Source organism: Aliisedimentitalea sp. MJ-SS2 (assembly GCF_032586155.1).
Taxonomy (GTDB): Bacteria; Pseudomonadota; Alphaproteobacteria; order Rhodobacterales; family Rhodobacteraceae; genus JAWHTC01.
Map to the genome: position 1 here is coordinate 1,020,336 of NZ_JAWHTC010000001.1, position 20,526 is coordinate 1,040,861.

Annotated in this window: 21 protein-coding genes; 19 read left to right on the forward strand and 2 right to left on the reverse strand. The window is 60.4% G+C overall.

The features are described 5' to 3' along the window. The first annotated feature begins 71 nt into the window (after positions 1-71). The 12 genes from RXV86_RS05025 to prfH all read left to right on the forward strand — a co-directional run bounded on the left by RXV86_RS05025 (position 72) and on the right by prfH (position 12,075). A complete protein-coding gene (locus RXV86_RS05025; RefSeq protein WP_316297982.1) occupies positions 72-803 on the forward strand; it encodes a PIG-L deacetylase family protein in 732 nt (243 codons plus the stop codon). Then, positions 800-1,492, forward strand: coding sequence for a 4-carboxy-4-hydroxy-2-oxoadipate aldolase/oxaloacetate decarboxylase (locus RXV86_RS05030; protein WP_316297983.1), 693 nt, complete (start codon positions 800-802; stop codon positions 1,490-1,492). Before RXV86_RS05025 ends, RXV86_RS05030 begins: the two co-directional genes overlap by 4 nt. A 71-nt stretch (positions 1,493-1,563) precedes the next feature. Beyond that, the gene (locus RXV86_RS05035; RefSeq protein WP_316297985.1) at positions 1,564-2,604 is read left to right on the forward strand and encodes a 4-oxalomesaconate tautomerase; all 1,041 of its coding nucleotides are present in this window, start codon (positions 1,564-1,566) and stop codon (positions 2,602-2,604) included. Next, positions 2,601-3,491, forward strand: a complete 891-nt coding sequence (locus tag RXV86_RS05040; RefSeq protein ID WP_316297986.1) for an amidohydrolase family protein — start codon at positions 2,601-2,603, stop codon at positions 3,489-3,491. Before RXV86_RS05035 ends, RXV86_RS05040 begins: the two co-directional genes overlap by 4 nt. Positions 3,492-3,500: 9 nt before the next feature. Further along, the gene (locus RXV86_RS05045; RefSeq protein ID WP_316297987.1) at positions 3,501-3,857 is read left to right on the forward strand and encodes a protocatechuate 4,5-dioxygenase subunit alpha; all 357 of its coding nucleotides are present in this window, start codon (positions 3,501-3,503) and stop codon (positions 3,855-3,857) included. 12 nt (positions 3,858-3,869) lie between these two features. After that, entirely contained in the window at positions 3,870-4,718 is an 849-nt protein-coding gene (locus RXV86_RS05050; RefSeq protein WP_316297989.1) for a class III extradiol dioxygenase family protein, read from the forward strand. A gap of 15 nt (positions 4,719-4,733) precedes the next feature. Continuing rightward, positions 4,734-5,909 (forward strand): 4-hydroxybenzoate 3-monooxygenase, encoded by a 1,176-nt coding sequence (pobA, locus tag RXV86_RS05055; RefSeq protein ID WP_316297992.1) that lies wholly within the window; start codon positions 4,734-4,736, stop codon positions 5,907-5,909. A 131-nt stretch (positions 5,910-6,040) separates the two neighbouring features. Then, positions 6,041-7,177, forward strand: coding sequence for an ABC transporter substrate-binding protein (locus tag RXV86_RS05060; protein WP_316297994.1), 1,137 nt, complete (start codon positions 6,041-6,043; stop codon positions 7,175-7,177). A gap of 246 nt (positions 7,178-7,423) precedes the next feature. Further along, the gene (locus RXV86_RS05065; protein WP_316297996.1) at positions 7,424-8,740 is read left to right on the forward strand and encodes an NAD(P)-dependent oxidoreductase; all 1,317 of its coding nucleotides are present in this window, start codon (positions 7,424-7,426) and stop codon (positions 8,738-8,740) included. Positions 8,741-8,762: 22 nt separating this feature from the next. After that, positions 8,763-10,070 (forward strand): NAD-dependent dihydropyrimidine dehydrogenase subunit PreA, encoded by a 1,308-nt coding sequence (gene preA, locus RXV86_RS05070; protein WP_316297998.1) that lies wholly within the window; start codon positions 8,763-8,765, stop codon positions 10,068-10,070. A 260-nt stretch (positions 10,071-10,330) separates the two neighbouring features. Continuing rightward, the gene (locus RXV86_RS05075) at positions 10,331-11,449 is read left to right on the forward strand and encodes an RNA ligase RtcB family protein (RefSeq protein ID WP_316297999.1); all 1,119 of its coding nucleotides are present in this window, start codon (positions 10,331-10,333) and stop codon (positions 11,447-11,449) included. After that, positions 11,446-12,075 carry a peptide chain release factor H gene (gene prfH, locus RXV86_RS05080; protein WP_316298001.1) on the forward strand — a complete coding sequence of 210 codons (630 nt, stop codon included), beginning with the start codon at positions 11,446-11,448 and terminating at the stop codon, positions 12,073-12,075. The genes RXV86_RS05075 and prfH overlap by 4 nt, the downstream gene beginning before the upstream one ends. A gap of 178 nt (positions 12,076-12,253) precedes the next feature. On the opposite strand, the gene RXV86_RS05085 is transcribed toward prfH, so the two are convergent. Together RXV86_RS05085 and RXV86_RS05090 are read right to left on the reverse strand one after the other, a co-directional pair. Continuing rightward, entirely contained in the window at positions 12,254-12,868 is a 615-nt protein-coding gene (locus tag RXV86_RS05085; RefSeq protein WP_316298002.1) for a TetR family transcriptional regulator C-terminal domain-containing protein, read from the reverse strand. Between the two features lie 73 nt (positions 12,869-12,941). Next, the gene (locus tag RXV86_RS05090) at positions 12,942-13,598 is read right to left on the reverse strand and encodes a TetR/AcrR family transcriptional regulator (protein ID WP_316298004.1); all 657 of its coding nucleotides are present in this window, start codon (positions 13,596-13,598) and stop codon (positions 12,942-12,944) included. A 143-nt stretch (positions 13,599-13,741) separates the two neighbouring features. Here RXV86_RS05090 and RXV86_RS05095 point away from each other — a divergent pair, with 143 nt between their 5' ends. The 7 genes from RXV86_RS05095 to RXV86_RS05125 all read left to right on the forward strand — a co-directional run bounded on the left by RXV86_RS05095 (position 13,742) and on the right by RXV86_RS05125 (position 20,518). Continuing rightward, positions 13,742-14,992 carry a Zn-dependent hydrolase gene (locus tag RXV86_RS05095; protein ID WP_316298006.1) on the forward strand — a complete coding sequence of 417 codons (1,251 nt, stop codon included), beginning with the start codon at positions 13,742-13,744 and terminating at the stop codon, positions 14,990-14,992. 93 nt (positions 14,993-15,085) lie between these two features. Next, a complete protein-coding gene (gene hydA, locus RXV86_RS05100) occupies positions 15,086-16,543 on the forward strand; it encodes a dihydropyrimidinase (protein ID WP_316298008.1) in 1,458 nt (485 codons plus the stop codon). After that, positions 16,543-16,893 carry a hypothetical protein gene (locus tag RXV86_RS05105; RefSeq protein WP_316298010.1) on the forward strand — a complete coding sequence of 117 codons (351 nt, stop codon included), beginning with the start codon at positions 16,543-16,545 and terminating at the stop codon, positions 16,891-16,893. Before hydA ends, RXV86_RS05105 begins: the two co-directional genes overlap by 1 nt. Positions 16,894-16,911: 18 nt before the next feature. After that, on the forward strand, positions 16,912-17,694 hold the full coding sequence (locus RXV86_RS05110) for an ABC transporter ATP-binding protein (protein WP_316298012.1): 783 nt from the start codon (positions 16,912-16,914) through the stop codon (positions 17,692-17,694). A 27-nt stretch (positions 17,695-17,721) separates the two neighbouring features. Beyond that, complete coding sequence (locus tag RXV86_RS05115) at positions 17,722-18,651, forward strand: ABC transporter permease (RefSeq protein WP_316298014.1); 930 nt, start codon at positions 17,722-17,724, stop codon at positions 18,649-18,651. Continuing rightward, positions 18,648-19,487, forward strand: a complete 840-nt coding sequence (locus tag RXV86_RS05120; protein WP_316298015.1) for an ABC transporter permease — start codon at positions 18,648-18,650, stop codon at positions 19,485-19,487. The genes RXV86_RS05115 and RXV86_RS05120 overlap by 4 nt, the downstream gene beginning before the upstream one ends. Positions 19,488-19,528: 41 nt before the next feature. After that, positions 19,529-20,518, forward strand: coding sequence for an ABC transporter substrate-binding protein (locus tag RXV86_RS05125; protein WP_316298016.1), 990 nt, complete (start codon positions 19,529-19,531; stop codon positions 20,516-20,518). Positions 20,519-20,526: the final 8 nt, after the last annotated feature.

Sequence of the window (20,526 nt, forward strand, 5' to 3'; positions counted from 1 at the left end):
TCAATTCGCATTAGGCAATTGCAGACCGTTGCGGCAGGGTTGTGTCGAGAGATTTTGCAGGAGCTTAGACCATGACCAAATCTGCGCTGGTAATCTCAGCCCACTCCGCCGATTTCGTATGGCGCGGGGGCGGGGCGATCGCGCTGCATTCAGAGCTGGGCTACGATGTCACGGTGGTTTGTCTATCCTATGGCGAGCGGGGCGAAAGTGCCAAGCTGTGGAAGCAGGAAGGCATGACACTTGAGAAAGTGAAATCAGAGCGCCGGAAAGAGGCCGAGAATGCCGCCGAGGCGCTTGGTGTGCATGACATCAGGTTCTTTGATATTGGCGACTATCCGCTGGACCTGGGTCGCGAGACGCAGGATCGCATGGTTGACGTGATCCGCGAGGTTCAGCCGAAGTGGATGATGAGCCATTCGAAGTGGGACCCCTACAACACCGATCACATGAACACGACGCAGTTTGCGCTGGAAACCCGCATGATTGCCCAGGCCTGGGGGCATAACCCTGGTGAGAAGGTGTTGGGAGCGCCGCAGCTTTATCTCTTCGAGCCGCACCAGACCGAACAGATGGGATGGAAGCCGAGCGTCTTTCTGGACATCACGCCGGTTTGGGACCGCAAATGGGCGGCGATCCAGTGCATGCAAGGCCAGGAGCACCTGTGGGAATTCTACAAGAACGTGGCGCAGAACCGGGCCAACCACTTCCGGCGCAACTCGGGCGGGATGGCCGGCGGGCGCAAGGCGGAATACGCCGAAGGGTTCGAGACGATCTTCCCGCGCACGGTGGACGAGTTGGAATGAGCGATTTGACGGGACAGACGGGTGTGGTTGTCACCCAGGTGGAACGGGCCGATCAACGCGTGATCGACGGGTTGGCGGAATGTGGTGTGGCCACGGTACACGAGGCGCAGGGGCGCAAGGGGCTGTTGGCGTCCTATATGCGGCCGATCTACACAGGCGCCCGCGTGGCCGGTAGCGCTGTGACGATCCTGGCACCGCCCTGTGATAATTGGATGATCCATGTCTGTATCGAGCAGTTGCAGGACGGCGATATCATGGTGCTGGGCACAACTTCGCCGTCCGATGCGGGATATTTTGGCGATCTGCTGGCGACATCAGCGATGGCGCGCGGCTGTCGCGGGCTGGTGATCGACGCAGGCGTGCGCGACGTACGCGATCTGACCGAGATGGGCTTCCCGGTGTGGTCCAAGGCCATCTGTGCACAGGGAACGGTGAAGGAAACGCTGGGATCGGTGAACGTGCCGGTGGTCTGCGCCGAGGAACTGGTGCAGCCCGGAGATGTGATCGTGGCGGATGATGACGGGGTTGTTGTCGTGCGCCGGGATGAGGCCGCTGCGGTGCTTGAAAAGGCGCGGGCACGGGAAGCGAATGAAGGCGACAAGCGCGCAAGATTTGATGCCGGGGAACTGGGGCTCGATATCTATGACATGCGCGGGCGGTTGGCCGAGAAGGGATTGAAATATCTGTGAGGACGGCGCCGGGGGCCAGCCCCTCGGGACTCCGAGATATTTTTGGTCAGATGAAGAATGGATCAGGGCTCATGACGGGTGTGCGGTGCATGTGGATGCGGGGAGGGACCTCGAAAGGCGGGTATTTCCTAGCTAAGGACCTGCCGGCGGATCGTGATGGGTTCCTGTTGCGGATGATGGGGTCGCCCGATGCGCGTCAGATTGACGGGATGGGCGCGGCGGATCCGCTGACCTCGAAAGTGGCGGTGGTGAATCGGTCCGAGCGACCGGGCGTGGACGTGGATTATCTATTCTTGCAGGTGTTTGTTGACCAAGAGATCGTGACGGATGCGCAGAATTGCGGGAACATTCTGGCTGGCGTGGGGCCTTTTGCCATCGAACGCGGGTTGGTTGAGGCGCAGGACGGCGAGACGCCGGTGGTGATCTACATGGAGAATACCGGGCAGGTGGCCGAGGCGCGCGTACAGACGCCTGATGGCGTGGTGACCTATGCGGGCACGGCACGGATTGACGGGGTTCCGGGGACGGCCGCAGCAGTGCCGGTGGCATTTCGCGACACTGCCGGGTCGAGCTGTGGTGCGTTGTTGCCCTGTGGTGTCGTTGACGAGGTCGAAGGCGTGCAGGTCACGATGATCGACAACGGCATGCCGGTTGTGGTGCTGCGGGCCGAGGATATGGGGATTGCAGGCGATGAGGCCCCGGAGGCTCTGGAGGTTGACGCGGCTTTGCGGTCGCGTCTGGAAGGACTCCGGCTGGCCTGTGGTCCGAAGATGAATTTGGGTGATGTGCGTGAGAAATCAGTGCCGAAACTGACAATGGTCAGCGCGCCACGCGAGGGCGGGGCGGTTTCTACTCGAACCTTTATCCCGCATCGCTGTCACAAGGCGATTGGCGTGCTGGGGGCGGTTTCGGTGGCCACTGCCTGTCTGATCCCCGGATCGGTTGCCTATGATATGGCGGAACGGGGCGAGGGCCGGGAGCGGAGATTGTCAGTGGAGCACCCAACAGGTGAGATGAGCGTGGTGGTGACGTTGGATGACAGCGGTGAGGTGGCACGGGCGGCAATCCTGCGCACGGCGCGCAAACTGATGGATGGTGAGGTGTTCGCATGAGCGACGTACAAGTCATGGATTCGGATTGGCTGGAGTTTCATCCCAACCCGACGAAGCCTTCCTTCAAGCTGCCGCAGGGGGCCGTGGACGCCCATTGCCACGTGTTCGGGCCGTCACCGGAGTTTCCCTTTGCGCCCGAGCGCAAATACACGCCCTGCAATGCGGGTAAGGACAGGCTTTTTGAGCTGCGTGATTTTCTGGGCTTCGAGCGCAATGTGATCGTGCAGGCGACCTGCCATGGCAAGGACAACCGGGCGATGGTGGATGCCTGTCGCGCAGCAGGGGATTTGGCGCGGGGGATTGCCAGCGTTGGGCCTGATATCACCGACGCCGAGATCGCCGAGATGGACGCGGCGGGGGTGCGTGGAGTCCGGTTCAACTTTGTCAAACGGCTGGTGGATGCGACGCCGAAAGAGGTGTTCCTGTCGATTGCCGAAAAGATCAAGCCGTTTGGTTGGCATGTGGTGGTGTATTTCGAGGTAGCGGACCTGGAGGAGCTTGTGCCGTTCCTTGAAAGCCTTCCGACGGTGATCGTGGTGGATCACATGGGGCGGCCCGACGTGGGAAAGGGCGTGAAACATCCTGACTTCAAACGGTTTCTTGACCTCATGGCGCGCAATGAAAACATCTGGAGCAAGGTAACCTGCCCGGAGCGGTTGAGCCTAGAAGGGCTGCCCTATGATGACGTGGTGCCCTATGCCCGGACCGTGACAGAGATGTTTCCCGACCGGGTGCTGTGGGGCACCGACTGGCCCCATCCCAACATGAAATCGCATATGCCCGATGACGGGCAGCTGGTCGATTTCATTCCGAAAATCGCGCGAACCGAAGAGTTGCAGCGCAAGCTGCTGATTGACAACCCGATGCGCCTGTATTGGGCGCGCTAGGAGAACAAGATGGATCAACCCGGTTTCGACGTGCATGCCGACATTCCCGGCACCACGATCTTTGACGGCACACAGGCGATGAAGGGCTATGCGCTCAACAAGATGTGCTATGGTTTCAATCGCGCCGAGAACCGCGAAGGCTTCTTGGCGGATGAAGAAGGCTGGATGGAAAAATACGGACTGAACGAAGGCCAGAAGCAGGCCATTCGCGACCGCAACATCCTGACGATGATCGAACAGGGCGGCAATATCTACTACCTCGCCAAACTGGCCGGCATTTTCAAGCTGTCGGTGCAGGATGTGGGCGGTATGCAGACCGGCCGCACCACCGAAGAATTCAAAGAATACCTTCAGAGCAAGGCGTAAGGGGCAGATATCATGGCAAAAATTCTTGGTGGGATTACAACCTCGCATATTCCGGCCGTTGGTAATGCGATCCAGAACGAACTTTATGACGATCCGTATTGGAAGCCGTTTTTTGACGGCTATCCGAAGGTGCATGGCTGGATTGACGAGCACAAGCCAGATTACGTGATAAACATTTACAACGACCACGGGCTTGGATTTTTCCTGGACCAGATGCCGACCTTTGCAATTGGTGCGGCGCATGAATACCGCAACGAGGATGAGGGCTGGGGTCTGCCGTCCCTTGATCCGTTCCCGGGCGCGCCGGAACTGAGCTGGCATATCATTGAATCGATGGTGGCGGACGAGTTCGACATCACATCCTGCCAGGAGCTGGCTGTGGATCATGGCTTTGTCGTGCCGATGCAGCTTTTCTGGCCCGGAGCGCCGAACAATGTGGATATGCCCAAGGCGGTGCCGATTTCAGCCAATACGGTGCAGCATCCGATCCCGACACTGAAGCGGGCGTTGGCGTTTGGCCGTAGCCTGCGCAAGGCACTGCTGAGTTTTCCTGAGGATGCTAAGATCGTTGTTCTGGGAACCGGCGGGTTGAGCCACCAGCTGGATGGGGAACGTGCCGGGCATATCAACAAGGAGTTCGACCAGTACTGCCTTGAAAATATTGTGAATAATCCCGACGAGCTGACCAAGATCAGCCGCATGGAGCTGGTCGAGAAAGCGGGCGCGCAGGGCACTGAATTCCTGATGTGGATGATGATGCGCGGAGCGCTCGGAGACGACGTGACCGAGATAACACGGAATTACCACATCCCGATTTCCAATACGGCGGCGGGGACGTTGCTTTTGGAATGTGCGGCGTGATTGAGGAGATCTGAAATGAAAACCCAAGTTTGTATCATCGGCGGCGGGCCTTCGGGGCTGATGCTGTCTCAATTGCTTGATCTCAAGGGGATCGACACCATCGTTCTGGAACGCCAGAGCCGGGAATATGTGCTGGGGCGGATTCGTGCGGGCGTGTTGGAACACGGCTTTGCCGACCTGATGCGCGAGGCACAATGTGGTGCGCGGATGGACATGGAAGGCGAAATCCACGAGGGCTTCTTCATCGCCCATGACGGCGAGATGACCCGGGTCGATTTGCACAAGCATTCCGGCGGTAATTCGGTGATGGTCTATGGCCAGACCGAGTTGACCCGTGACCTTTACGAGGCGCGCGACAAGATGAATAGCAAGGTCATTCACAATGTCGAGGATGTGAAGCTGCACAACGTGAAAAGCGACGAGTCGCCCTATGTGTCCTATCGTGCAGGGGATGAGATCATCCGGATCGATTGCGATTACATCATCGGGGCTGATGGGTTCCACGGGGTCAGCCGCAAGACCATTCCGGGCGACGTGCTGCGCGAATACGAGAAGGTCTATCCGTTTGGCTGGCTGGGGGTGCTGAGCCGGACCAAGCCGGTGAGCCCTGAGCTGATCTATGCCAAGCACGAGCGGGGCTTTGCGCTGTGTTCACTGCGTTCCCAGGTGTTGAGCCGCTATTACATCCAGGTGCCATTGACCGATACGGTCGAGGATTGGTCAGATGAGGATTTCTGGGCCGAGCTAAAGCGGCGCTTGCCGGACGAGGTGGCAGAGCGGCTGGAAACCGGGCCGTCGATCGAGAAGTCGATTGCGCCCTTGCGCAGCTTCGTCGCCGAACCGATGCGCTATGGCAACCTGTTTCTGGCCGGCGATGCGGCGCATATCGTGCCGCCGACCGGTGCCCGTGGGTTGAATTCGGCGGCGTCAGATATCTATTACCTCTATCACGCGATGGTGGATCATTACCTGAACAATGACGATCAAGGTCTTGATGTATATTCACAAAAGGCTTTGGCGCGGGTGTGGAAGGCACAGCGGTTCAGCTGGTGGATGACCAATATGCTGCATCGCTACCCCGACAGCATCGACTATGATCAGCGCTTGCAGCAGATCGAGATGGAGTACCTGTTTTCCTCAGATGCGGCGATGGCATCACTGGCGGAAAACTACACCGGGTTGCCGTTCTGAAGCACTCGGGGCTCGCGCCTCTGTTCAGGTTATTCGCGGGAAATCAGGGTTTTCCGGGCCGTTTGTGTTGACAAGCGGCCCGGGCATGGAAACCCTGACACCCGGAAAACAAGCTTTGGGAGGAGCGACACATGAAATTCAGACATCTGATGATGGCGGCCTGTGCGGCGGCGATGACCACTGGCGCGGGATATGCCGAGGGCCTCAAGGTCGGCATGATTACCACGCTGTCGGGTGGCGGCGCGGGGCTTGGCATCGATGTGCGTGACGGGTTCATGCTTGCGGTGAAGCAAAGCGGCGCGGACATGGAAGTGGTGATCGAGGATGATCAGCGTAAGCCGGATATCGCGGTGCAACTGGCTGACAAGATGGTGCAGCAGGAGAAGGTTGACGTTCTGACCGGGATCATCTGGTCGAACCTAGCGATGGCGGTTGTTCCTGCGGTAACGGCTCAGGGCAAGTTTTACCTGTCGCCCAACGCGGGTCCAAGCGCGCTGGCGGGCAAGGGTTGTCACAAGAACTACTTCAACGTCAGCTGGCAGAACGATGCCTTCAGCGAGGCGGCGGGGGCCTGGGCCAGTGAGAACGGTATCGGCAAGGTGTTCCTGATGGCACCGAACTATCCGGCGGGCAAGGACATGATGGCGGGCTTCAAGCGCTACTTCAAAGGCGAGGTCAGCGACGAGGTCTATACCAAGCTGGGCCAGAGTGACTATGCCGCCGAGATTGCCCAGATCAAGGCGTCTGATGCGGATATGGCTTATTACTTCCTGCCCGGCGGCATGGGGATTTCGTTCATGAAGCAATATGCCGGGTCGGGGGCCGACAAGGCCGTGATGGGACCGGCGTTTTCGTTTGACCAGGGCATCCTGGGTGCAATCGGCGAGGCGGCCCTGGGTGTGAAGAACACCTCGCACTGGGGCAAGGATATCGACAATGCCGCCAACAAGGCCTTCGTCGAAAGCTTCCAGGCCGAATATGGTCGTCTACCGTCGCTCTATGCAAGCCAGGGTTTCGATACGGCGGCGCTGCTGATCTCGGCCATGGGCAAGGCGGATGTTAAGGACGCGGATGCGTTCCGTGCGGCGCTTGAGGCGGCGGATTTCGCGTCGACGCGTGGCGATTTCTCGTTCGGTCCGAACCATCATCCGGTGCAGACAATTTACATGCGCGAAGTGGTGAAAGAGGGCGACGTGGTGACCAACAAGATCATCGGCACGGCCTCGGCCGGGCATACCGACACCTATGCAGGTGACTGCAAGATGTAAGCACCGTTTTCGACGGGACAATTGGGGCCGGGGGGCGTGATGCCGCTCGGCCCTTTTTTCGTGTGATTCCCCCGAACGCCCCGGCATTTTGGAGGTGAAAACCTGTGTTGCTGGCGCCGGCGGTTCACGAAAAACCGTGCAATCCTTGGGTAATGAGTCGAAAAACGACAATTTCAAAAATTTACCAATTGATAAAAAATTTATTTGTGGCACCCTGAATGCAAGTAACATGAGGGAGATGAAACGATGGGCAATTCCCCCAGGACCCCAGGGCTGGCGGCAGGGCGTTTGCCTGCCGAGACACTGGCGCAGAATTTTGCCGACCTGCACGAACCGCTGGATTCGCATGAGGCGGCGGTGGCCGCGGACCGGTGTTATTTTTGTCATGACGCGCCCTGTATGGAAGCTTGCCCAACCTCGATAGACATTCCCTTGTTCATCCGACAGATCGCGACCGATACGCCGTTGGCGGCCGCGCGCACGATCCTTGAGCAGAATATCCTTGGCGGGATGTGCGCCCGGGTTTGCCCGACCGAGACCCTGTGCGAAGAGGTCTGCGTGCGTGAGACCGCCGAGGGCAAGCCGGTCGAGATCGGGCGGCTTCAACGCTTTGCTACCGATGCCGCGATGTCCCATGGGCCGCAGCCGTTCTCCCGTGCGGTGCCCAGCGGAAAGTCGGTGGCCGTGGTGGGGGCAGGACCGGCCGGACTGGCCTGTGCCCACCGCCTTGCCATGCATGGCCATGATGTCGTGGTGTATGACGCCCGCGAGAAGGCCGGGGGCCTGAACGAATTCGGGATTGCCTCGTACAAGGCGGTTGATGGCTTTGCCGGGCGTGAAGTTGATTGGCTGCTTGGCATTGGTGGCATCAAAGTGAAGACCGGTCAGGCGTTGGGGCGCGACGTCGATCTGGACGGGTTGGCAGCGGGGCACGACGCAGTGTTCCTTGGCGTCGGGTTGGGCGATGTGAACACACTTGGCCTTGCGGGCGAAGACCTGGACGGGGTCGGCGACGCGGTCGACTGGATTGCCGACCTGCGCCAAGCTGGCGACATGGGGTCGGTCAGCGTCGGAAGTAATGTTGTTGTCATTGGCGGTGGCATGACGGCCGTGGATGCGGCGGTGCAGGCCAAGGCGCTTGGCGCGGGGGAAGTGACGCTGGCCTATCGCCGGCGGCAGGACCAGATGAAGGCGAGCGGGTACGAACAGGAATTGGCCGCCACCAAGGGCGTGCGGATCGTGACCGAGGCCACGCCGGAAGCGATCCTTGGCAATGGTGCGATAGAGGCGGTGGAGTTTTCCGTGACCGGCAGCGACGAGCGCTTCCGTGTAACGGCCGATCAGCTGCTTTGTGCGATTGGTCAGAAACTGGTGACGGTAGTCGGTTTGGATACCGAGGGCGGCAAGATCGTGGTCGATGACGCGGGCCGGACCAGCCGCGAAGGGGTTTGGGCCGGCGGCGATTGCGCCAGTGGTGGTGACGACCTGACCGTGACGGCTGTGGCCGAGGGTCGCGATGCGGCAGAAGACATTCATGCGGTTTTGACGGGGGTGGCGGGCTGAAGCCCGCCCTACGGAGGTAGATATGGCTGATCTGACAACTGACTTTCTGGGTATCAAGACCCCCAACCCGTTCTGGCTGGCCTCTGCGCCGCCGACGGACAAGGAATACAACGTCCGCCGCGCCTTCGAGGCCGGATGGGGGGGCGTGGTGTGGAAGACGCTGGGCGAGGACGGCCCGCCGATCGTCAACGTCAACGGGCCACGCTATGGCGCGATGTGGGGGGCGGACCGGCGGCTTTTGGCGCTCAACAATATCGAGCTGATCACCGACCGGCCGTTGCAGACCAATCTCGACGAAATCAAGCGGGTGAAGGCGGATTATCCGGATCGCGCCATCATCGTGTCGCTGATGGTGCCCTGCACGGAAGAGGCCTGGAAGGGCATCCTGCCAAGGGTAATGGAAACCGGCGCGGACGGGATCGAGCTGAACTTCGGTTGCCCGCATGGCATGAGCGAGCGCGGCATGGGGGCCGCCGTGGGCCAGGTGCCGGAATATATCGAGATGGTGACGCGCTGGTGCAAGGAAGTCTATGACAAGCCGGTGATCGTCAAGCTGACCCCGAACATCAGCGACATTCGTTATCCGGCGCGGGCGGCGCTGGCGGGCGGCGCGGATGCGGTGAGCCTGATCAACACCGTGAGTTCGATCATCTCGGTCAATCTGGATGATTTCAGCCCCGAGCCGTCGATTGATGGCAAGGGCAGCCATGGCGGCATGTGCGGCCCGGCAGTGAAGCCGATCGCGCTCAATATGGTGGCCGAGATAAAACGCGATGCCGAGACCGCCGGCATTCCGATTAGTGGGATTGGCGGCGTCACCACGTGGCGCGATGCGGCCGAGTTCATGGCCTTGGGCGCGGGCAATGTGCAGGTCTGCACGGCGGCGATGACCTATGGATTCAAAGTGGTGCAGGAGATGATTTCGGGCCTTAGCGACTGGATGGACAAGAAGGGCTATACCAGCACCGATCAGTTCATCGGCAGCGCGGTGCCGAATGTCACTGACTGGCAATATCTGAACCTGAACCACATCACCAAGGCCAAGATCGACCAGACATCCTGCATCAAGTGCGGTCGCTGTTTTGCCGCCTGCGAGGATACCAGCCACCAGGCGATCTGGATGAAGGACGACCGGGTGTTCGAGGTCAATGACGCGGAATGCGTGGCCTGCAACCTCTGCGTCAATGTCTGCCCGGTCGAAGGGTGTATCACCATGGAGACGATGCAGCCGGGACAAGTGGACCCGCGCACCGGCGAAACGGTGAAGGACGAGTATGGCAACTGGACCATGCATCCCAACAACCCCGGCTCGGGCTGTGCGGCGGAGTAGAGTCTCCGAACTGCAACGGCTTTGAGGTGATGAAGGAAACCGGTCTTGTTTTGGCGAGGCCGGTTTTCTATGTCAGCCGCATGTGACCGTGGCACGACCCGGTTTTCTGAAACCCTTTTTCGAGGAAAGGACATAGACATGATGATGACGATGCTTTCCTGCAAGGGATCTTTCACCGCCTGAACACGCGCGACGCTGTTTTAAGGCGTTAGCCCGGCCGCACGGCCGGGGTTCTGACTATTTTCGAGAGATGAAAACCGATGGGCAATTCCCAGAACGGCTGTGCACAGGCTGTGCACAGCGAGACCTTTTTCGCACGCGACGGCTGGATCGAAGGCCGGGCGCTGGATCAATTGAAACACCTGGAGGGTCTGGATGGCGTGCGCGCCGTGGCAGGCTTTCCCGATCTGCATCCGGGCAAATATGGGCCGGTGGGTTGTGCCGTGCTGGCCGACCGGCTGCATCCGCAGCTTGTCGGTTCGGACATTGGCTGCGGCATGGGGCTGTTCCGGCTCGACCTGCCGCTGCGCAAGCTGAAGCTCGACAAGGCGGCGGAACGGCTGCGAAATCTCGCCGGGCCGGTGGACGGTGACGAGATGGCCGAACGGCTGGAGGAGCTGGGGCTTGACGCTGCGCTTGCACCCGAGGCCCTGGGCTCGGTCGGGGGTGGCAACCATTTTTGCGAGGCGCAGAAGGTGGTGCAGGCTGCACCCGAAAGTGGGCTGGAGAAAGGCGCGCTGGTGCTGCTGGTGCATTCGGGATCGCGTGGGGTGGGGCATTCGATCCTGTCGCGCCTGATCGCAGAGGGGCTGGTGTCGCTGGACCCGGAGAGCGAGGCCGGGCGCGATTACCTGCGCCGTCATAATGAAGCGGTGGCCTGGGCAGGTTTGAACCGCAAGGTGATCGCCGAGCGGGCGGCAATGGCGTTGCGCGCCACGTGTGAGCCGCTGGTCGATGTGCTGCATAACCTGCTGTCACCCGAGTTTGGCGGCTGGCTGCATCGCAAGGGGGCCGCGGTGGCGTCCGGGCTGGTGCCGCTGGCTGGCTCGCGGGCAGCACCAAGCTTCCTGATGCAGCCTTTGGGTCATGCGGGGGCGCTGGCGTCGATGGCCCATGGGGCGGGGCGCAAGTATGATCGGTCGTCCATGCATGGGCGGGTGCGCGCCGGTCGCGCCGATCTGGCGGCGTTGAAGCGGACCCGGTTAGGCGGGCGGGTGATCTGCGATGAGAAAACCCTGCTGATCGAGGAGGCGCCCGAGGCCTACAAGCCGGTGTTGGAGGTGGTTTCGGCTCTGGAACAGACCGACGTGGCGCGCCCCGTGGCCGAGATGCACCCGCTGATCACCTACAAGCGGGCGATTGAAAGGGGGGCGTCATGAGCGGCTATGATACGATCACCCTGTTGATCAGTTCCGGAAATGGGCCGGGCGAGTGCCAGCAGGCCGTTCAGGGCGTGCTGGAGAGGTTGCGGCAAGAGGCTGAGATTTACGGCGTGGATTGCGATGTCGCCATCGAACCGGGGCGGCACGGGCCGAAATCGGCGGTGGTGTCCTTGCATAGGGCCGGGGCCGAGGCGCTGGCGGCGCGCTGGCTGGGTAGCATCAAGTGGCAATGTCCCAGCCGGTTGCGCCCTGGGCACAAGCGCAAGAACTGGTTTGTCGGCGTGTTTCGCATGGCCGCGGCACGACAGGTTGAGAGGCTTGATCCGGGCGGTGTGCGGGTCGAGACATTTCGCGCCGGCGGGCCGGGCGGGCAGCATCAGAACACCACGGACAGTGCGGTGCGTGCCACCCATCTGCCCAGTGGACTGAGCGTTGTGGCGCGCGATGAACGGTCGCAGCATCGCAACCGGGCGGTGGCGCTGGAACGGCTGGGGCAATTGCTGAACGCGGTGGCCGAGGTGCGGGCTGCCGAGGTGCGCAACCGGCAATGGGCGGCGCATAAGGCGCTGGAGCGTGGCGCGCCTGTGCGGGTGTTTCATGGGCCGAGGTTTCGAGAGCGGTAGCGGTTAGGTCGTTTGGCGGCTGAAGCAGATGTTCCGGGCGCAAAGCGCTTTGGGAGGCGTGTCAGCAATGCGTTTAGAAACCCAATCTTCCCTTCCGGTACCGGGCCCGTTCTTGCAAGACCGGGCTATGCATATTGAAACTTGATCGGTTGTGCGGCGGGCACAGCCGTGTGTGGCCTCAGGGCGCCAGCATCCTTGTGAACAACTGGGTCAGGTATCGCTGCGCCTCGGGGAAAGGGTCGACATCCGGACCGCCCAGAACCGCATGCACTTGCACGTCGAAATCGGCGTAATGCTGGGTCAGAGCCCAGATCGAAAACAGAAGATGGTGCGGGTTGACCTCGGCGATCTTGCCCTCTGCGACCCAGTTATTTAGGATTTCGGCCTTCTGGTCGACCAGGTCTTTCAATTCGCCCGAAAGGGCCGGGCCGATGCGCGGGGCCCCCTGGATGATTTCGTTGGCAAACAGGCGGCTTTCGCGCGGGTAGTCGCGGCTCATCTCCAATTTGCGTAGCACGTAGGCCAGGATTTCATCGAGCGGATCGCCCTCGGCATTCAGGGCCTCCAGCGGGTCGAGCCAGGTTTCCATCAGGCCGTCAAGCAGGGCCGTATGGATCGCCTCTTTCGACGGGAAATAGTAGAGCAGGTTGGGTTTTGACAACCCGGCGGCTTTGGCGATCTGATCCAGGGTCGAGCCGCGATAGCCGTTTTGCGAAAACACGTCGAGTGCCGCCTCGAGGATGGTGGCGGTGTTCTTGCGCTGAATGCGGGTTTTGGGGGCGGATTTGGACATAAAGCAGATCACGAATTGCAAGCCGTCCAAAACTAGCAGGTCGGGGGGCGGCAAACTAGCCCCAACAACAAGATCACTTCAATGCGTCAAGCTCGTGTTGCGGCACACCGATTCCCTTGAGGATAATCATCTTGACGCTCCGCTTGGCCTCGGCCCATTGCGCATCCGATAGCGGCGCGCCGTTGTTCAGGGTTTCGATCTGATGGCCGAAATCGGCGTAATGCTGGGTCGTCGCCCAGAGCATGTAAAGCAAGTGGCGTGGATCAATCGGGTCCATCCGGCCGTCATCAATCCAGCCCTGGATCACGTCAATCCGGCCATTGGTCCATTCGACCAGGGTGGTTTCCAGATAGTCCTGGATGACCGGCGCACGGTGCATTACCTCGGAGGCCCAGACCTTGGAGCCCGCCGGGTGGCGGCGCGAGATTTCCATCTTGGCGTCGATATACGCGCCGAGTCCCTCGGCTGGCCCCTCGGCAGATTCAAAAGTGTTGGCCGCCTGCAACCAGACCTGGAAGATGCTCTGGACCACTTCACGATAGAGAGCTTCCTTGGTGGGGAAGTAATAGTGCAGGTTGGCCTTGGGCAGTCCCGCCACATCGGCGATCAACTGCATGGTTGCCCCGCCAAACCCGGCCTCCGCAAAGACTTTTTCCGCAGCGGCCAGGATTGTTCGCTCGTTTTCGCGGCGAATTTCCTTTTTGCTGAGGGGGCGGAGGTTGGATGCCATTGCGGGCCTTTCAGAATTTTCTTGACCGTTTGGTCAGGCTGTGGTGCTCTCTTCTTGACCATACGGTCAGGAATTGGGTGAAGGCAAGAGGGTGCAAAGAAGACTCCGGCCGGGATTCCTGCATCGCCAAACGGGAGAATGACATGGCTGCACCTGGAGAAAACCTGCGGATCAACGGCGACCGGTTGTGGGACAGCCTGATGGAGATGGCCCAGATCGGCCCCGGGGTCGCGGGCGGCAACAATCGTCAGACGTTGACCGACGAAGACGGCGAGGGCCGCGCCCTGTTTCAAAAGTGGTGCGAGGCTGCCGGGTGCTCGATGGGCGTGGATACGATGGGCAACATGTTTGCCCGCCGTGAAGGTACCGACCCTGACGCATTGCCGGTCTATGTCGGTTCGCATCTCGATACCCAACCGACGGGCGGTAAGTACGATGGGGTTCTGGGCGTTCTGGGCGGTTTGGAGATCGTCCGCACGCTGAATGATCTGGGGATCAGGACGAAACACCCGATCGTTGTCACCAACTGGACCAATGAAGAGGGCACGCGCTACGCGCCGGCGATGCTGGCCTCGGGCGTGTTTGCCGGGGTGCATACCGAGGACTGGGCCAAGGACCGCGTTGATGCCGAGGGCAAACGCTTTGGCGATGAGCTGAAGCGGATTGGCTGGCAAGGCGACGAACCGGTTGGATCGCGCAAGATGCATGCGATGTTCGAGCTGCATATCGAACAGGGGCCGATCCTGGAGGCCAAGGAAAAGGACATCGGCGTAGTCACCCATGGTCAGGGGCTTAGCTGGACGCAGGTGACCATTACCGGCAAGGATGCCCATACAGGCTCAACCCCGATGCCGATGCGTCGCAACGCGGGCCTGGGCATGGCGCGGGTGCTGGAGGCGGTAGATGATATTGCCTGGAGTCACGCACCGCATGCGGTGGGCGCGGCAGGGCATATCGACGTCTATCCCAATTCGCGCAACGTGATCCCGGGGCAGGTGGTCTTTACCGTCGATTTCCGCTCGCCCGATCTGAGCGTGATCGAGGATATGGAAAAGCGCCTGCGGGTCGAGGGCCAGAAGATCGCCGACCGGATGCATCTGGAGATCGCGTTCGAAAAGGTAGGCGGGTTCGATCCGGTGACCTTTGACGAGGGCTGCGTGACGGCAGTGCGTAGTGCGGCCGAGCGGCTGGGCTATTCCCACATGGACCTGATTTCCGGTGCCGGTCACGATGCCTGCTGGATCAACCAGGTGGCGCCAACAGCAATGGTGATGTGCCCTTGTGTGGATGGGTTGTCGCATAACGAGGCCGAGGAGATTTCCAAGGACTGGGCCACGGCAGGCACGGATGTGCTGATGCATTCGGTGGTGGAAACGGCGGGGATCGTGGAGTGAGCCGATAGGTCGGATTGGGGGCCAGCCCCCACTCCCGCGAGATATTTTTGGTCAGATGAAGGGGCTGGGGAGGCCCCGTGAGGGAGAAAAACCATGAGCACCACAGTTATCAAGAACGGCACCGTCGTGACCGCAGACCTGACCTACGAGGCCGATGTGCTGATCGAGGGCGGGGTGATCACCGAGATCGGCAAAGGGCTGACCGGCGACAAGGAGCTGGACGCCACGGGCTGCTATGTGATGCCCGGCGGGATCGACCCGCATACCCATCTGGAAATGCCCTTCATGGGGACCTATTCGTCCGATGATTTCGAAAGCGGCACCCGCGCCGGGCTGGCGGGGGGCACCACGATGGTGGTGGATTTCGCGCTGCCCAACCAGGGCGAGAGCCTGCTGGATGCGCTGAAACGCTGGGACAACAAATCGACCCGGGCAAACTGCGATTATTCCTTCCACATGGCGGTGACATGGTGGGGTGAGCAGGTGTTTGACGACATGAAGACCGTCGTGCAAGAGCGTGGAATCAATACCTTTAAGCACTTCCTTGCCTACAAGGGCGCGCTGATGGTGAACGATGACGAGCTTTATGCGTCGTTCCAGCGTCTGGCCGAGCTGGGGGCGACCCCGATGGTTCATGCCGAGAATGGCGACGTGGTGGCGGAGTTGAGCGCAAAGCTGCTGCGTGAAGGCAATACCGGCCCCGAGGCGCATGCTTACAGCCGCCCGCCGCAGGTTGAGGGCGAGGCCACCAACCGGGCGATCATGATCGCCGATATGGCAGGGGCGCCGCTTTATGTGGTGCACGTGTCCTGCGAGGAAAGCCACGAGGCGATCCGGCGGGCGCGGATGCAGGGCAAGCGGGTTTGGGGTGAGCCGTTGATCCAGCACCTGACGCTGGATGAAAGCGAGTATTTCAACAAGGATTGGGATCATGCCGCGCGCCGGGTGATGAGCCCGCCGTTCCGCAACAAGCAGCATCAGGATTCGCTTTGGGCCGGGCTGCAAAGCGGGTCGTTGAGCGTGGTGGCGACGGATCATTGTGCCTTTACCACGGAACAGAAACGCTATGGCGTGGGGGATTTCACCAAGATCCCGAATGGCACCGGCGGGTTGGAAGATCGGATGCCGATGCTGTGGACCAACGGGGTTGCAACCGGGCGGTTGACCATGAACGAATTCGTGGCGGTTACATCAACAAATATCGCCAAGATATTGAATTGCTATCCGAAAAAAGGGGCGGTTCTGGTTGGGGCAGACGCCGATCTGGTGGTCTGGGACCCGGAGAAAGAGAAGACCATTGCCGCTGGCGCTCAGCAATCAAGCATCGATTACAACGTGTTCGAGGGTCATCATGTGAAGGGCTTGCCGCGTTACACCCTGACCCGCGGCCACGTTGCGGTGATGGATGGCGAAATCAACACACAGGAAGGCCACGGTAAGTTCGTCGCCCGCGAGGCCAATGCGACGGTGAACACCGCGCTGAGCCAGTGGAAAGAGCTGACCGCACCGCAACCGGTGGTGCGCAGCGGCATTCCGGCGACGGGGGTGTGATGTCGGAAGTATTTGCCTTCACGGATAAAGACGTCGAGAGCGTGCGACGGTGCATTCAGGCAATTGCCGAGGGGCCGTTTCTCCCAGACTGGGAATTCGCAACAGTGATGGGTTTTAAACGTCAGGAATTGCAGGATTGGCTGGCGCTAGATGTGTTCGAAATCGAAGGGGATGCGATGAAAATGGCAATTGCGGCGATGAACAATCTCAGTGGCTACCCGCATGGAAAGAACGAGGAACTGGAGGATATGACAAACCTAGCCCGAAACGAGATTCGCCCTTTGTTGGTGAAGTTCAAAAAGGCGAAGGGGTTAGAGCCAAGCTCCTCCTATTTCGACAATCTCGTATGAAACAGAAGCGATAACAATATGAGCGATCCCGTCATATCGGCCAAGAATCTGGACCTGACGTTCCAGACCAATGACGGCCCTGTGCATGCGTTGAAAGACGTGTCGCTTGCCATCAACAAGGGCGATTTCGTCAGCTTCATCGGGCCGTCGGGCTGTGGCAAGACCACGTTTTTGCGGGTGGTGGCCGCGCTGGAAGAACCCACCGGCGGCACCGTGACCGTCAACGGAATGAGCCCGGAAGAGGCCCGTAAGGCAAGAGCTTATGGCTATGTCTTCCAGGCCGCAGGACTGTATCCCTGGCGCACGATCCGGGGCAATATCCAACTGCCACTGGAAATCATGGGGTTTCCGAAGTCCGAATGGCAAAGCCATATCGACAAGGTGCTGGACCTGGTTGATCTGCGCGGTTTTGGCAAGAAGTTTCCCTGGCAACTTTCGGGCGGGATGCAGCAGCGGGCAAGCATTGCCCGGGCGCTGGCTTTCGATGCTGATATCCTGCTGATGGATGAGCCTTTCGGGGCGCTGGATGAGATCGTGCGCGACCATTTGAACGAGCAGTTGCTGGAATTGTGGGACAAGACTCACAAAACCATCGGGTTCGTGACCCACTCGATCCCCGAGGCGGTGTATCTGTCGACCAAGATCGTGGTGATGAGCCCGCGTCCGGGGCGGATCACGGATGTGATCGAGAATACCCTGCCGCGCGAACGGCCGTTGGATATTCGCGATACGCCGGAATTCCAGGCGATCGCGCATCGGGTGCGCGACGGGCTGAGGGCGGGACATGCTTATGACGATTGAGCGCTGTCACATACTGAGGGAGCGGCGATGAAGTCCTTTCTCTCCATCCTCACCGTGGTCGCGGCCATAATTGGGCTGTGGTATGCGGCCTGCGTGCCGATGAACATCCACGAGGCGGCGATGCAGGCGCAGCGGGCCGGGGCCGAAGTCACGCCCGAGACTGCGCCCGAGCGGCGCAAGATGGGGCGGATTGCCCTGATGGTGAAGAACCCGCAGCTGTGGGGCACGGTTTATGCGCAGGATCGTCCGCAGCTTCCCGCACCGCATCAGGTGGGGGCGGAGTTGTGGAAGACCACCTGGGGCATGGTCGAAAAGGGCCGGGCGTTTTCCAAGCGTAGCCTGCTGCTGCATGGCTGGATCACGCTGTCTGCGACCTTGCTGGGGTTCGCTTTTGGCACGTTGCTGGGGATCGTGTTGGCGGTGAGTATCGTGCATAGCCGGGCGATGGATATGTCGGTGATGCCGTGGATCATTGCCAGCCAGACGGTACCGATCCTGGCGATTGCACCGATGATCGTGGTGGTGCTGGCGGCGCTACAGGTGGATGACCTGATCGCCAAGGGGGTGATCTCGATGTATCTGAGCTTCTTCCCAGTGGTTGTCGGCATGGTGAAGGGATTGCGCAGCCCGGACGGGATGCAGATGGACCAGATGCGCACGTGGTATGCCAGCCGGTCGCAGACTTTCTGGAAACTGCGGCTGCCAAGTTCGATGCCTTACCTGTTTGCCTCATTGAAGGTGGGCGTGGCGGCCTCGCTGATTGGAGCTGTGGTGGCTGAATTGAGTCTGAGTCAGAATGGGGGCCTCGGGGCGCGTCTGCTGGCCGGAAGTTACTATGGGCAGACGGTGCAGATCTGGAGCGCACTACTGGCGGCGGCGGCGCTGGCGGCGGTGCTAGTCTGGGCCATCGGGGTTGCGCAGAACATTACACTGAAACGGATGGGGTTCACGCGATGAGCTGGTTTTACGGATCATTGCTCTTCTGGGCCGTGGCCTGGGCAGTCAATGCGCAGCTCTCCAAGCGTAGTGAACGATGGGTGCGGTTCTTCGTACCGACGCTGTTCGGGATCACCGTGCTGGTGATCTGGGAGGGGATGGTGCGCGGGTTCAATATCAACCCGGTTCTATTGCCGGCGCCCTCAGCGATTGGCTCTACGCTGGTTGGGGAAATTCCGACTCTGTGGACCGACCTGGTGCAGACCTTCTTCAAGGGCGCGCTGAGCGGATACATTATTGGCTGTGGCGCGGCGGTGCTGGTGGCAATTGCGGTGGATCGTTCGCCATTCCTGCAACGCGGGCTTTTGCCGGTGGGCAATTTCGTGGCGGCGCTGCCCATCGTCGGCATGGCACCGATCCTGGTGATGTGGTTCGGGTTCGACTGGCACTCGAAAGCGGCGGTTGTGGTGGTTATGGTGTTCTTCCCGATGCTGGTGAACACGGTGCAGGGACTGCAAGCGAGCGACGCGTTACAGCGCGACCTGATGAATACCTACGCCGCCAACTATCGTCAGAGCCTGCTTAAGCTGCGGCTGCCGGCGGCGATGCCGTTCATGTTCAACGGGCTGAAAATCTGTACTACCTTGGCGCTGATCGGTGCGATCGTGGCAGAGTTCTTTGGCTCGCCCATCAAGGGGATGGGCTTTCGTATTTCGACCGAGGTGGGCCGATTGGCCCTTGATATGGTATGGTCGGAAATCGCCGTGGCGGCCATCGTGGGCTCGGCATTCTATGGCGCGGTGGCGCTGGCCGAGAAGATGGTGACCTTCTGGCATCCCTCGCAGCGGGGGCAATAAGGATTAAAAAACCTAATCAAAATCAACAAGGAGAGTACAAGATGAAAAAGATGATTGGCGCAGCCATCGCGGGTGTGATGGCGTTTGGAGCGTCGGCGGCGCAAGCGGCCGATGACGTGACGCTCCAGCTTAAATGGGTGACCCAGGCGCAGTTTGCCGGGTATTACGTGGCGCTGGACAAGGGGTTCTATTCCGAGGAAGGGCTGAACGTGACGATCAAGCCCGGCGGCCCGGACATTGCCCCGGCGCAGGTGATCGCCGGTGGTGGGGCCGACGTTGTTCTGGACTGGATGCCATCGGCGCTGGCCAGCCGTGAGAAGGGTCTGGACCTGGTGAACATCGCCCAGCCGTTCAAGAGCTCGGGCATGATGCTGACCTGCCGCAAGGATGCGGGGATTTCCAGCCCGGCAGACTTCGCGGGCAAGACCCTGGGTGTCTGGTTCTTTGGCAATGAATACCCGTTCCTGAGCTGGATGAGCAAACTGGGTCTGGCGACCGATGGCAGCGACGCCGGCGTGACTGTGTTGAAACAAGGGTTTAACGTTGATCCGATCCTCAATGGCCAGGCCGATTGCGTGTCGACCATGACCTATAACGAATACTGGCAGATCATCGACGCGGGCCTGACGCCCGATGAGTTGATGGTATTCAAGTACGAGGACCAGGGCGTGGCGACGCTGGAGGACGGCATGTATGTGCTGGGCTCGAACCTGAACGACGCGGCCTTCAAGGAGAAGATGGTCAAGTTCGTGCGGGCCTCGATGAAGGGCTGGAAATACGCCGAGGAAAACCCGGACGAGGCGGCGATGATCGTTCTGGACAATGATGCCTCGGGCGCACAGACCGAGAAGCACCAGAAGCGGATGATGGGCGAGATTGCCAAGCTGACCGCAGGGTCCAACGGATCGCTTGATCCGGCCGATTACGAGCGCACGGTTCAGTCGCTTCTGTCGGGTGGTTCGGACCCGGTGATCACCAAGGCGCCGGAAGGGGCCTGGACCCATGACATCACGGATGCAGCGCTGAACTAAGCACCGCT

Bases quoted from the DNA above. Each gene is read 5' to 3' on its own strand.
- RXV86_RS05025 (WP_316297982.1), top strand. From the start codon at position 72: ATGACCAAATCTGCGCTGGTAATCTCAGCCCACTCCGCCGATTTCGTA.
- RXV86_RS05030 (WP_316297983.1), top strand. From the start codon at position 800: ATGAGCGATTTGACGGGACAGACGGGTGTGGTTGTCACCCAGGTGGAA.
- RXV86_RS05035 (WP_316297985.1), top strand. From the start codon at position 1,564: ATGACGGGTGTGCGGTGCATGTGGATGCGGGGAGGGACCTCGAAAGGC.
- RXV86_RS05040 (WP_316297986.1), top strand. From the start codon at position 2,601: ATGAGCGACGTACAAGTCATGGATTCGGATTGGCTGGAGTTTCATCCC.
- RXV86_RS05045 (WP_316297987.1), top strand. From the start codon at position 3,501: ATGGATCAACCCGGTTTCGACGTGCATGCCGACATTCCCGGCACCACG.
- RXV86_RS05050 (WP_316297989.1), top strand. From the start codon at position 3,870: ATGGCAAAAATTCTTGGTGGGATTACAACCTCGCATATTCCGGCCGTT.
- pobA (WP_316297992.1), top strand. From the start codon at position 4,734: ATGAAAACCCAAGTTTGTATCATCGGCGGCGGGCCTTCGGGGCTGATG.
- RXV86_RS05060 (WP_316297994.1), top strand. From the start codon at position 6,041: ATGAAATTCAGACATCTGATGATGGCGGCCTGTGCGGCGGCGATGACC.
- RXV86_RS05065 (WP_316297996.1), top strand. From the start codon at position 7,424: ATGGGCAATTCCCCCAGGACCCCAGGGCTGGCGGCAGGGCGTTTGCCT.
- preA (WP_316297998.1), top strand. From the start codon at position 8,763: ATGGCTGATCTGACAACTGACTTTCTGGGTATCAAGACCCCCAACCCG.
- RXV86_RS05075 (WP_316297999.1), top strand. From the start codon at position 10,331: ATGGGCAATTCCCAGAACGGCTGTGCACAGGCTGTGCACAGCGAGACC.
- prfH (WP_316298001.1), top strand. From the start codon at position 11,446: ATGAGCGGCTATGATACGATCACCCTGTTGATCAGTTCCGGAAATGGG.
- RXV86_RS05085 (WP_316298002.1), bottom strand. From the start codon at position 12,868: ATGTCCAAATCCGCCCCCAAAACCCGCATTCAGCGCAAGAACACCGCC.
- RXV86_RS05090 (WP_316298004.1), bottom strand. From the start codon at position 13,598: ATGGCATCCAACCTCCGCCCCCTCAGCAAAAAGGAAATTCGCCGCGAA.
- RXV86_RS05095 (WP_316298006.1), top strand. From the start codon at position 13,742: ATGGCTGCACCTGGAGAAAACCTGCGGATCAACGGCGACCGGTTGTGG.
- hydA (WP_316298008.1), top strand. From the start codon at position 15,086: ATGAGCACCACAGTTATCAAGAACGGCACCGTCGTGACCGCAGACCTG.
- RXV86_RS05105 (WP_316298010.1), top strand. From the start codon at position 16,543: ATGTCGGAAGTATTTGCCTTCACGGATAAAGACGTCGAGAGCGTGCGA.
- RXV86_RS05110 (WP_316298012.1), top strand. From the start codon at position 16,912: ATGAGCGATCCCGTCATATCGGCCAAGAATCTGGACCTGACGTTCCAG.
- RXV86_RS05115 (WP_316298014.1), top strand. From the start codon at position 17,722: ATGAAGTCCTTTCTCTCCATCCTCACCGTGGTCGCGGCCATAATTGGG.
- RXV86_RS05120 (WP_316298015.1), top strand. From the start codon at position 18,648: ATGAGCTGGTTTTACGGATCATTGCTCTTCTGGGCCGTGGCCTGGGCA.
- RXV86_RS05125 (WP_316298016.1), top strand. From the start codon at position 19,529: ATGAAAAAGATGATTGGCGCAGCCATCGCGGGTGTGATGGCGTTTGGA.